Below are 12,015 nucleotides of genomic sequence, written 5' to 3' on the forward strand. Positions count from 1 at the left end.
GAGCCTGCCGGCCGCCTGGCTCAGGCCCCGTCCGTGAGCCGCCCTTGACCCGAGCCGTGCCTGCGGTCACCCGGCCCGAGCCTGCCGGCCGCCTGGCTCAGGCCCCGTCCGTGAGCCGCCCTTCGCCCGAGCCGTGCCTGCGGTCACCCGGCCCGAGCCTGCCGGCCGCGTGGCTCAGGCCCCGTCCGTGAGCCGCCCTTCGCCCGAGCCGTGCCTGCGGTCACCCGGCCCGAGCCTGCAAGCTGCCCGGCTCAGGCCCGCCTGCGAGTCGCACTGCCCCGCCACCGCGCTTGCGGGTCATCCCGCCCGAGCCGTGCCGAGCCTGCGGGCTGCCCCGCTCCGAGCCGTGCCCGCAGGTCACCCTGCCTCAGCCGAGCCCGCGTGCCACCCGGCTCAGACCGGTCGCGAGCCGCGCTTCCCGCCCGAGCGGAGCCCGCGAGCCGCCCGGTTCAGGCCCCGCCCACGAGCCGCCGGCCCGCCGCCTCGCTTGCGGGTCATCCTGCCCGAGCCGTGCCGCGCCTGCGAGCTGCCCCAGCCGTGCCCGCAGGTCACCCCGCCCCAGTCGTGCCCGCGAGCCGCCCCGCTCGGGCCTCGCCCGCAAGCCGTCCCGACGGGAGCCGTGCCTGCAAGTCACCCCACCCCGCTCCTGCGAGCCCGCCCCGCTCAACCCCCGCCAGAGCCCGACCCGAGCCCCGCTCAAGCCCGGCCCGACCGCCGCTCGAGCCCGCCCGGCAGCCGGTCCCCGCCCGAGCCCTGTCCGAGCCCCGCTCAAGCCCCGCCCGATGCCCGCTCAAGCGCTTCCCCCACCCCCGCTCTCCTGCTAGAGGCCATGAGCATGACGTTTTCACGCCGGGCTCTCCCGAGCCGTAGAGCCGTCCTTCTGGGGGCTGCCACCGCCACCGCAGGCCTCGCCCTGGCCGCCGTCGCGCAGCCCCGCGCGCACGCCGTCGCCGACGATCCGTACGACGCGCTCCGCCGTCGCTGGCTGGAGCTCGCGCTCGGTGCCGGGTACGACCCGGGCGCCGAACCCTACGCCGGCCGCCTCGCCGAGACCGGTGAGCTCGCCCGCCGTTTCCGGGCCGCCCTGCCCGCGGTGCCGGCGGCCGGCTCGCTTTGGCCGGACGCCCCTTTCGACCCGCCCGCCGGCATCACCCGCAGCTACGGCCGCCTGTGGACCATGGCCCAGGCGTACGTCCAGCCGGGGACCGGCGTCACCGGAGATCCCGGCCTGCTCGCGGCCGTCCTGCACGGCCTCGACCATCTCGCGGCCACCGTCTACCACCCCGGCACCACCCGCTACGGCAACTGGTGGGAGTGGCAGATCGGCAGCCCCCGCCTGCTGATGGACATCACGGCGGCGCTGTACGACCACCTGGGCGCCGCCCGGATCGCCGCCGCCTGCGCCGCCGTCGACCACTTCGTCCCGGACTCGGTGTTCGCCGACTACTCCGGCACCTCCACCGGCGCCAACCGCGTAGACCTGTGCCGTTCCGTCGCGCTGCGCGGCATCCTGGGCCGCGCCCCGGACCGCATCGCGCTCGCCCGGGACGCGCTCTCCCCGGTCTTCCCGTACGTCACCCGCGGCGACGGCCTGTACGCCGACGGGTCGTTCGTCCAGCACACCTGGGTCGCCTACTCCGGCACCTACGGCCAGGTGATGCTCGACGGCCTCGGCCGCCTGTTCGCCCTGCTCGCGGGGTCCGAGTGGGAGGTCACCGACCCGAACCGGCAGATCGTCCTCGACAGCGTCGAACGCGCCTACGCCCCGCTGATCCACGACGGACTGGTGATGGACATGGTCAACGGGCGGGCCATCAGCCGCGGCCACCTCGCCGCCGACGAACGCCGGGTGCTGCGCAGCGACCACTTCCACGGGCAGGGCATCATCGCCGCGATCGCCCTGCTCGCCCTCGGCGCGAGCCCCGCCGAGCGGGAGCGCTGGTACGGGGCGGTGAAGGGCTGGATCGAACGGGACGAGGTCAGTCCCATCCTGACGGCACGCCAGTTCGACGTGACCGACCTGGCCCGGCTGCACACCGTCGCCGCCGCGCCCGTCCCGGCCGCCCCCGAACCCGTCGGGCACCGCCTCTTCCCGGCCATGGACCGTGCCGTCCACCGCCGCCCCGCCTTCACCGCCGGCCTCGCGATGGCCGGCGACCGCATCGCGTACTACGAGTGCGGCAACGGCGAGAACCCGCGCGGCTGGCACACCGGCGCCGGGATGCTCTCCTGGTGGGCGCCCGGCCTCGGCGACCAGTACACCGACTGGTACTGGCCGACCGTCGACTGGTACCGCCTGCCCGGCACCACGGTCTCCACCAAGCGGCTGCCGGACCGCGCGGGCGGCGAGTGGGGTGCGCCCAGACCGGACGTCCGCTGGGTGGGCGGCACCACCGACGGCGAGTACGCGGCCGTCGGCCAGCATCTGAAGGGCCTGGAGTCGACGCTGGAGGCCCGCAAGTCGTGGTTCTTCCTCGCGGACGCCGTGGTCTGCCTGGGCGCCGGCATCAGCTGCGCGGACGGCGTCCCGGTCGAGACCGTCGTCGACAACCGCAACCTGGGGGAGGGCGGCACCCAGACCTTCGTCCGCGGCCCCGGCTGGGCGCACCTGGAGGGCCACGGCGGCTGGCTCGTCCCCGACGGCGCGCTCCGCGCACTCCGCGAGGACCGCACCGGCGCCTGGTCCGACATCAACACCACCAGCACCACCGAGCGGCGCACCCGGCGCTGGCAGACCCTCTGGCTCGACCACGGCACGGACCCCGCCGACGCCGGCTACCTGTACGTCCTCATGCCGGGCGCGTCCCGCCGAACGGTCGCCGCCCGCGCCGCCGACCGCCGCTGGCTGAGGGTGCTCGCCAACGACGCCGTACGCCAGTCGGTGACGGTGCCGTCCCTGGGTCTGACGGCCGCCAACTTCTGGCAGGCCGGGGCGGCCGGTCCGCTCACCGCGTCGGCCGGCGCGAGCGTGCTGCTGCGCCGCCACGGCCGTACGGCCCGCCTCTGCGTGAGCGAACCACCCCGCACCGGCGCCCCGCTGGAGGTCGTCTGGGATCATCCGGTGCGCGGGGTGATCCGGGCCGACGACAGCGTCGAGATCCTCGCCGCGGGCCGCCGGCTGAGCCTGCGCGTCACTCCAGGGATGGCATGTGCCACCCATGAATGTGAGGTGTCTTTCGGCTGACGTCTTTGTGTGACCTCTACAACGCCCAGGCCCCCTGAACAGTTGGAAAGCCTGCACAGGGCCGTGGTTCTGTTCAGGGGTACCAGGAAAACGAGCCGGAGACTGTACGGAGTCGACGGCTCGCTTTCCTTGGTCTCCTTCGTAAGGTCGCTACATGACCGTTTTGGATGAGGCGACGGGTGAGCCGACGGACGCGCGCGGCCGGGTGGCCGAGCTGCACGAGATCCGTGCGCAGGCACTGGCGGGCCCGAGCGAGAAGGCGACCGAGGCGCAGCACGCCAAGGGCAAGCTGACCGCCCGGGAGCGTATCGAACTGCTCCTCGACCCGGGGTCCTTCCGTGAGGTCGAGCAGCTGCGCAGGCACCGGGCGACCGGCTTCGGCCTGGAGGCCAAGAAGCCGTTCACCGACGGTGTCATCACCGGCTGGGGCACGGTCGAGGGCCGCACGGTCTTCGTCTACGCCCATGACTTCCGGATCTTCGGCGGCGCGCTGGGCGAGGCCCACGCCACGAAGATCCACAAGATCATGGACATGGCCATCGCGGCCGGCGCGCCCCTGGTCTCCCTGAACGACGGCGCGGGCGCCCGTATCCAGGAGGGCGTCTCCGCCCTCGCCGGCTACGGCGGCATCTTCCAGCGCAACACCAAGGCGTCCGGTGTCATCCCGCAGATCAGCGTGATGCTCGGCCCGTGCGCGGGCGGCGCGGCGTACAGCCCGGCCCTGACGGACTTCGTCTTCATGGTCCGCGACACGTCGCAGATGTTCATCACCGGCCCGGACGTGGTCAAGGCGGTGACGGGCGAGGAGATCACCCAGAACGGCCTGGGCGGCGCGGACGTGCACGCCGAGACCTCCGGCGTCTGCCACTTCGCGTACGACGACGAGGAGACCTGCATCGCGGAGGTCCGCTACCTCCTCTCGCTCCTCCCGCAGAACAACCGCGAGAACCCCCCGAGGGTGGAGAGCGCGGACCCGGTCGAGCGCCGCAGCGACGTGCTCCTGGACCTGGTCCCGGCGGACGGCAACCGGCCGTACGACATGGCCAAGGTCATCGAGGAGATCGTCGACGACGGCGAGTACCTGGAGGTCCACGAGCGCTGGGCGCGGAACATCATCTGCGCGCTGGCCCGCCTGGACGGCCAGGTGGTCGGCATCGTCGCCAACCAGCCGCAGACGCTCGCGGGCGTCCTGGACATCGAGGCGTCGGAAAAAGCTGCGCGCTTTGTCCAGATGTGTGACGCTTTTAACATCCCGATCGTGACCTTCCTCGACGTCCCCGGGTTCCTCCCCGGCGTCGACCAGGAGCACGGAGGGATCATCCGGCACGGCGCGAAGCTGCTCTACGCCTACTGCAACGCCACCGTGCCCCGGATCTCCCTGATCCTGCGGAAGGCGTACGGAGGTGCCTACATCGTGATGGACAGCCAGTCCATCGGCGCCGACCTCACCTACGCCTGGCCCACGAACGAGATCGCGGTGATGGGCGCGGAGGGCGCGGCCAACGTCATCTTCCGCCGCCAGATCGCCGAGGCCGACGACCCCGACGCGATGCGCGCGCGGATGGTCAAGGAGTACAAGTCCGAGCTGATGCACCCGTACTACGCGGCCGAGCGCGGTCTGGTCGACGACGTCATCGACCCCGCCGAGACCCGCGAGGTGCTGATCAAGTCCCTGGCGATGCTGCACACCAAGCACGCCGACCTGCCTTCGCGCAAGCACGGCAACCCCCCGCAGTGACCCTGAGGAGTCTGTCGTATGTCCATGCCTGACATCCGTGTTGAGAAGGGCCATGCCGAGCCCGAGGAAGTCGCCGCTCTCACGGCGATCCTCCTGGCCCGCGCGGCCGCCCGCCCGGACGAGACCGCCCCGGCCCACGGCGGCCGCGTCCGCGCCGGCTGGCGCCGCCTGGAGCGCGAGCCCGGCTTCCGCGCCCCGCACAGCTGGCGCTGACCGCAACGCGAAGGGCCCCTCCGCAAGGAGGGGCCCTTCGCGTTTTCGCCGCGTGGGCGCGAACGACCACGGGCTGCCTCGGACGGCATACGACCGTCCGAGGCAGCCCGTGGGCCGCAAGAACCGTTCAGCTAGCGCAGGCGAGCCATCAGGGCGTGCTCGACCAGGGTGATCAGCGCGGACTTCGCGTCCGCGCGGTGCCGGGCGTCGGTGGTGATGATCGGGGTGTCCGGCCCGATCTGCAGCGCCTCACGCACCTCTTCGGGGTTGTACGGCTGGTTGCCGTCGAAGCCGTTGAGGGCGATGACGAACGGCAGTCCGCTGTTCTCGAAGTAGTCGACAGCCGGGAAGCAGTCGGCGAGCCGCCGGGTGTCGACGAGAACGATGGCGCCGATGGCGCCGCGCACCAGGTCGTCCCACATGAACCAGAAGCGGTCCTGGCCGGGCGTACCGAAGAGGTACAGGATCAGGTCCTGGTCGAGGGTGATACGGCCGAAGTCCATGGCGACCGTGGTGGTCGTCTTGTCCCCGGTGTGGGTGAGGTCGTCGATGCCTGCCGAAGCAGACGTCATGACGGCTTCCGTGCGCAGCGGGTTGATCTCCGAGACGGCGCCGACGAACGTGGTCTTGCCCACGCCGAAGCCGCCCGCCACCACGATCTTCGCGGAGGTGGTGGAGCGGGAAGGACCGCCGCTAGAGCTTGCGAAGTCCACTGAGCACCCTTTCGAGCAGTGTCACGTCTGGCTGGCCACCGGCGTTCTCGTCGCCGCCGGGCTGATGGATGGCGACCAGTCCCGCCTCCGCCAAGTCGGCGACGAGGATCCTGGCCACGCCGAGAGGGATCGTGAGCAGAGCCGAGATCTCGGCTACCGACTTGATCTCACGGCAGAGGTTGCAGATCCGCTGATGCTCGGGCAACTGGCCCTGCATCTGATGCGGAGCCGCGGTGGTGTGCACCAGCGCCTCGATGGCGAGCTGGTACCGCGGCCTGGTGCGACCGCCCGTCATCGCGTACGGGCGCACCAGGGGGTTGTTCGACGCCCCGGCGGGCGCCGGCTCATGGGTGCGGCGCTGCGGCTGCACGGGCTGGATACGCGGTGCCTGCGGCTGGTCGTACTGGCCCGGGCCGGGACCCTGCGGCGCGTACGGCTGCCGGTGGCTCGGGGTGGAGGGGAAGTTGTACCGGTTCTGGGAACCGTCGTTCTGGCCCTGGGCAGGGCCGTACGACCAATTGCCCGAAGACGAACCGCCTGGGGGTGTTGCCACTTTCTCCTCCTCCGACTGCGCCGGGCACCCATCTCTGTGGAGCCGCGTCCCGAAACCTTACGGCCCCGGGACGCGAAAACGCACCGTCTGTCTGTTAGTTGAGAAGGCTGCCCTGGAGCTCCGCACGGAGATCCGGGGTCAGAACCGTGCCCGCGCGGTCCACGAGAAGTGCCATCTCGTACCCAATGAGACCGATGTCCGCTTCCGGGTGGGCCAGAACCGCGAGGGACGACCCGTCCGAGATGGACATGATGAAGAGGAATCCTCGCTCCATCTCCACAACCGTCTGGTTCACGCTGCCGCCCTCGAAGATGCGCGAGGCGCCGGCGGTCAGTGAGGTCAGACCGGAGGCGACGGCCGCGAGCTGGTCGGCGCGGTCGCGGGGAAAGCCTTCGGACATCGCCAGAAGGAGTCCGTCGGCGGAGACCACCACGGTGTGGGACACCCCGGGGGTGTTGTCCACGAAGTTGGTGATCAACCAGTTCAGGTTCTGTGCCGCCTGGCTCATCGGGCTCACACTAACGCTCCTGGTTGTAGGTGCTGTCAGGACCGAAGCCCTGGCCGTTCGTTTCACTTCCTGCGGTGCGTCCCCGCTGCACGCCCCGGCGCAGGTTGCTCAGCCTGCCCCGGACGTCCTCGGGGGCGCGGGAGACCTGTGGGCCTCCCTGCGGAGTCGACTCCGCTGCGCCTTCGACCAGATTGGCCTTGGGCACCCGCCGCGGCAGACCGGAGGAGGTCACTCCGCCCGCCTTGGGCTTCCGGAGCTGCGAGGCCTGCTGCCACCGCTCGTCGTTCGCCGAGCGCCAGCCGTCGTCGCCCTTGCTCTCCGGGGAGGGGGCCGGCGATTCCTGGTGCACACGCTGCGCGCCGCCCGTGGCGCCGCTCGCGGTGGATCCGCGGCGGGGAAGCCCGGCGTCGGTCAGCTGGTGGCCGGCGGAGGAGGCCGGTCCCGGACGGTCGAAGCCTACGCGGTCCCGCTCACTCGCGTCAGCGGCCTGCACAGATTCCGCTTCTGGAGCGTACTGGTCCGGGTAGCCGTTCTGGTAGCCGCCCTGCTGCTGCCAGTCGCCCTGGTAGGACTGCTCTTCGAAGCCCGAGTAGCTCTCCGGGGCGGTGTTCGCCACTCCGGAGTGCTCGTTCTGGCCGGACTCCGCATACGCCGGCTCCGGGTAGCCGCCGGCGGCCTGGAAACCGTCGTTCTGCGGCAGCCCGCCGTCCTGCGGGAAGTAGGGCTCCTCGTACGACGCCTGCTGCTGGTCCTCGTACGCCTGCTGCTGACCGTAGCCGGTCTGCTCGGCGTAGCCGCCCTGGCCGTTGTCGTAGGCGTGCTGGCCGGTCTGCTGGTCGAAGGAGTCGGCGTAGGCCGCCTCGCCGCCGGGCTCCTGGCCGGGCTGGCCGTGGGTCTGCGCCTCCAGGGCCGCGCGGCGCCCCTCACGCATCAGGGAGCGGCCCACCGGGTCCAGTTCGCGGATGTCGTCCGGGACCTCGGTGTAGCGGGTGTCGTCGAAGCCGAGCTCCGCGGCGGTGCGCATCGGCTGGCCGAAGTCCTCACCCCGGAACTGCTGCTCGGGGATGATCTGCGAGACCGTGAACTCCTCGCGCTCCATGGCGCCTTCGCCACCACCACCGTGGGTGATCGCGTCGGGCAGCATGACCAGCGAGGTGGTGCCGGCCTGCTCGCCGGAGGGACGCAGCTGGACCCGGATGCCGTGCCGGTCGGACAGCCGGCCGACCACGAACAGACCCATGCGCTGCGAGATCGCGGCGTCCACGGTCGGCGGGTTGGCCAGCTTGTGGTTGATGTCCGCGAAGTCCTCGGCCGTCAGGCCGATGCCCTTGTCGTGGATCTCGACCATCACACGGCCGTCGGGGAGACGGGTCGCGGTGACGCGGACCTTGGTCTGCGGGGAGGAGAACGTGGTGGCGTTCTCCAGCAGCTCGGCCAGCAGGTGCACGAGGTCGGTCACGGCACGGCCGTGGATGTCGGCCTCCGGTACACCGGAGATCTCGATGCGCTCGTACTGCTCCACCTCGGAGGAGGCGGCGCGCAGCACGTCGACCAGCGGGACCGGCTGGTCCCAGCGGCGGCCGGGCTCCTCACCGGCGAGGACCAGCAGGTTCTCGCCGTTGCGGCGCATACGGGTCGCCAGGTGGTCCAGCTTGAAGAGGTTCTCCAGCTGGTCCGGGTCGGCCTCGTTGTTCTCCAGGTCGGTGATCAGGGTCAGCTGGCCCTCGATCAGCGACTGGTTGCGGCGCGACAGGTTGGTGAAGATCGCGTTGATGTTGCCCCGCAGCAGGGCCTGCTCGGAGGCCAGCCGGACCGCCTCGCGGTGGACCTGGTCGAAGGCGCGGGCGACCTCGCCGATCTCGTCGGTGGAGGTGATCGGGATCGCCGCGACCCGGGTGTCGACCCGGCCGGGGTCGGTACGGGACAGCTGGTCGACCAGCATCGGCAGACGCTGCTCGGCGATACCGAAGGCGGCGTTGCGCAGCTGGCGCATCGACCGGCTCATCTGGCGGGCCACCATGCCGGCCAGGATGAACGCGGCGAGCAGCGCGATCACGACCGCGGCACCGGTGATGATCGCCTCGGTCTTGGCGTCGGCGGCGATGCCGTCGGCCTCGTTCACCGCGGTGTCCGCGAGGTCCGACTCGATCGTGCGGTAGGCGTTGTACTTGAGGGTGTTGACCGCGAACCAGTTCGACGGCGTGATGCCCTGGGCGGCCAGCAGCGCACGGTCGGACTCCGCGGTCGACTTCATGCCCGCGACGGCGGCGACCATCTTCGTCGGGTCGGACGGCGGCGCCTTGTAGTTCGGGTCCTGGGCCAGGGCTTCCTTGGCCGCGGCCTGGGCGTCGGCCGTGATCTGCTTCCTGGCCTCCTCCAGCTTGTCCGCGTCGGCCTGGGTGCCGCCGCCCTTGTACTCCTCGATGGCGATGCGCTCGAGGTAGGCGTACGAGGCGAGGGAGGTGCGCTGGGTGGCGAAGTCGCCGTTGCCGGGGCCCGGCTTCACCAGGAGCTGCATACCGATGGACCGCTCAAGCGAGAGCGCGGCCTTGGTCAGCGAGATGGCGTAGACGGTACGGCCGTAGCTGGTGATGTTGCCCGTGCCCAGACCGAGCTCGTTGGCGAACTCCATCAGCGGGTGGGCGATCGCGACGTAGCCCTCCTGCGTCTGCACACCCTTGAGGCGGGACGTGTAGGCGTTCTGGCGCACCGCGGCCAGGCTGGGCTCGACCTTGTGGAACAGGTCCAGGCGACGCTCCAGGCCGGCCTTGGACGGCATGTTCTGCGCGGCCTCGTCGAAGGCGTCGGCGGCCTCGTCGGTCTGCTTGCGGGCGGCGACCACGGTGGGGTCGTCCTCGCCCTTGCCCTGCAGCAGCGGAGCGGCGGTGGTGTCGCGCTCGTTGTAGAGGGCGTCGGCGTAGGTGAGGGAGGCCCGCACCAGACGCGCGGTGTTCGCCGCGTCCTCGGCCTCCTGCCAGGTGTCGATCGAGTTCTTCACCTGGAAGCCGCCCATGACGAGGCCGACCAGCACGGGTATGAGCAGGATCGCGTTCAGCCGGGTCGTCACACGCCAGTTGCGCGGGGAGAAACGGCCGCCGCCCGGAGCGGGCTCGGCCGTCGGCTCGGAGCCGGGCACAACAGGGGCGGGCGCCGCTCCGCGCGGCGGCGGGGTGAAGTTGCCCCGGGCGGGCGGCTCGGGACCGTTCTTGCTTCGCCTCACTCGACCAACAACCTCTCGGCGGCGGGCACCTACGTCGTGCCGCAGTGTCTCAGAGCCCAGATCGCCATCGACGACTGAGTACGTCTTTGACTATTGGGCAGTTCAGGCATTCCAGCACGTGGACCAGTGCTCTTCCAAACATGCGAAAGCCAGGATTCCGCGTGATGTAAGCCGTAGATAAAACGGTCATAAAGAGCGAGCCCCGCCAAAAGACGGGGCTTTTGTGCGCGCAGCGACACCGGGCGACCGCGACGCGTGGCGGCACCACCCGATTCCTCTGCCGAAACGTTATGAACACCGGAGCCGGCCGTGTCAAAGGCCACAGCCGGCTCCGGTGTACAGGTGAGGAGGCCTACGGCAACTGCCGTGACGCCCGCGCTGTTTCGGGTACTACTTCAGCCGCGCCATCAGGGCGTGCTCGACCAGCGTGATCAGCGCGGACTTCGCGTCCGCGCGGTGCCGGGCGTCGGTCGTGATGATCGGGGTGTCCGGCCCGATCTGCAGCGCCTCACGCACCTCGTCCGGGCTGTACGGCTGATGACCGTCGAAGCCGTTGAGGGCCACGACGAACGGCAGTCCGCTGTTCTCGAAGTAGTCCACCGCGGGGAAGCAGTCCGCCAGCCGCCGGGTGTCCACCAGGACCACCGCGCCGATGGCGCCGCGTACCAGGTCGTCCCACATGAACCAGAAGCGGTCCTGGCCCGGCGTACCGAACAGGTAAAGGATCAGGTCCTGGTCGAGGGTGATGCGACCGAAGTCCATCGCGACCGTGGTGGTCGTCTTGCCCCCGGTGTGGGTGAGGTCGTCGATGCCCGCGCTCGCGGACGTCATGACGGCTTCCGTGCGCAGCGGGTTGATCTCCGAGACGGCCCCGACGAACGTGGTCTTGCCCACGCCGAAGCCGCCCGCCACCACGATCTTGGCGGAAGTGGTGGAACGCCCCGAGGCGACGGCGCCGCTAGAGCTTGCGAAGTCCACTGAGCACCCTTTCGAGCAGTGTCACGTCCGGAGCACCGCCGTTGTTCTCGTCGCCACCCGGCTGGTGGACGGCGACCAGTCCGGCCTCGGCGAGGTCCGCGACCAGGATCCGGGCCACACCGAGCGGCATGGCCAGCAGCGCCGAGACCTCGGCGACCGACTTCACTTCACGGCACAGGTGGCAGATGCGCTGGTGCTCGGGGAGCAGCCCCATGAGCGCTGCCGGGTCGGCCGTGGTGCTGATCAGCGCCTCGAGGGCGAGCTGGTAGCGCGGCCGGGTCCGGCCGCCGGTCATCGCGTACGGACGGACCAGCGGCTGGTCGCCCTCGTCCCCGTACGGATCTGTGTACGGATCATGAGAGGCGGTGGGCGGGGTCATGAATCCTCCGGGCGGGACAGCAAGCGGTCAGTCAAGCCGTCTGAGCGGGGCCGGTGGGGGGATTGTGTCGGCCGGACGGTGATTTGGTGAGGCGGGTGGATCTGGGTCGGGTCAGTGGAGCAGACTGCCTTGCAGTTCGGCGCGCAGATCCGGCGTGAGCACCGCGCCCGCACGGTCCACGAGCAGTGCCATCTCGTAGCCGACGAGACCGATGTCCGCCTCCGGGTGCGCCAGGACGGCCAGGGACGAGCCGTCCGAGATGGACATGAGGAAGAGGAATCCCCGCTCCATCTCGACGACGGTCTGCGCCACGTTGCCGCCCTCGAAGATCCGGGAGGCCCCGGCCGTCAGCGAGGTCAGCCCCGACGCGACGGCCGCCAGCTGGTCGGCACGGTCGCGCGGGAATCCCTCGGACATCGCCAGCAGGAGGCCGTCGGCCGACACGACGACGGTGTGGGACACCCCGGGGGTGTTGTCCACGAAGTTGGTGATCAACCAGTTCAGGTTCTGTGCCGCCTGGCTCATCGGA

At 70.9% G+C, this 12,015-nt stretch carries 10 protein-coding genes; 3 read left to right on the top strand and 7 right to left on the bottom strand.

Translation table 11 applies throughout. The features are described 5' to 3' along the window. The first annotated feature begins 829 nt into the window (after positions 1-829). From AMK31_RS15550 to AMK31_RS15560, 3 genes are all read left to right on the top strand, one after another. A complete protein-coding gene (locus tag AMK31_RS15550) occupies positions 830-3,184 on the top strand; it encodes a polysaccharide lyase 8 family protein (protein WP_385310762.1) in 2,355 nt (784 codons plus the stop codon). 154 nt (positions 3,185-3,338) lie between these two features. Further along, positions 3,339-4,922, top strand: coding sequence for an acyl-CoA carboxylase subunit beta (locus AMK31_RS15555; RefSeq protein ID WP_073941113.1), 1,584 nt, complete (start codon positions 3,339-3,341; stop codon positions 4,920-4,922). 18 nt (positions 4,923-4,940) lie between these two features. After that, a complete protein-coding gene (locus AMK31_RS15560) occupies positions 4,941-5,135 on the top strand; it encodes an acyl-CoA carboxylase epsilon subunit (protein ID WP_073941114.1) in 195 nt (64 codons plus the stop codon). Between the two features lie 131 nt (positions 5,136-5,266). Here the strand turns inward: AMK31_RS15560 and AMK31_RS15565 are convergent, their stop codons facing one another. From AMK31_RS15565 to AMK31_RS15595, 7 genes are all read right to left on the bottom strand, one after another. Next, entirely contained in the window at positions 5,267-5,848 is a 582-nt protein-coding gene (locus AMK31_RS15565) for a GTP-binding protein (RefSeq protein WP_046729246.1), read from the bottom strand. Then, a complete protein-coding gene (locus AMK31_RS15570) occupies positions 5,829-6,401 on the bottom strand; it encodes a DUF742 domain-containing protein (RefSeq protein WP_073941115.1) in 573 nt (190 codons plus the stop codon). Before AMK31_RS15570 ends, AMK31_RS15565 begins: the two co-directional genes overlap by 20 nt. A 94-nt stretch (positions 6,402-6,495) precedes the next feature. Then, positions 6,496-6,909 carry a roadblock/LC7 domain-containing protein gene (locus AMK31_RS15575; RefSeq protein WP_004983065.1) on the bottom strand — a complete coding sequence of 138 codons (414 nt, stop codon included), beginning with the start codon at positions 6,907-6,909 and terminating at the stop codon, positions 6,496-6,498. 10 nt (positions 6,910-6,919) lie between these two features. Continuing rightward, a complete protein-coding gene (locus AMK31_RS15580) occupies positions 6,920-10,129 on the bottom strand; it encodes a sensor histidine kinase (RefSeq protein WP_073941116.1) in 3,210 nt (1,069 codons plus the stop codon). A gap of 390 nt (positions 10,130-10,519) precedes the next feature. Further along, positions 10,520-11,107, bottom strand: coding sequence for a GTP-binding protein (locus AMK31_RS15585; RefSeq protein WP_073941117.1), 588 nt, complete (start codon positions 11,105-11,107; stop codon positions 10,520-10,522). Further along, a complete protein-coding gene (locus tag AMK31_RS15590; RefSeq protein ID WP_073941118.1) occupies positions 11,088-11,486 on the bottom strand; it encodes a DUF742 domain-containing protein in 399 nt (132 codons plus the stop codon). Before AMK31_RS15590 ends, AMK31_RS15585 begins: the two co-directional genes overlap by 20 nt. A gap of 111 nt (positions 11,487-11,597) precedes the next feature. Beyond that, positions 11,598-12,011: a roadblock/LC7 domain-containing protein gene (locus tag AMK31_RS15595; protein ID WP_030752978.1), complete on the bottom strand. Its 414-nt coding sequence runs from the start codon at positions 12,009-12,011 to the stop codon at positions 11,598-11,600. Positions 12,012-12,015: the final 4 nt, after the last annotated feature.

This window comes from Streptomyces sp. TSRI0107, from assembly GCF_001905845.1.
Classification (GTDB): Bacteria; Actinomycetota; Actinomycetes; order Streptomycetales; family Streptomycetaceae; genus Streptomyces.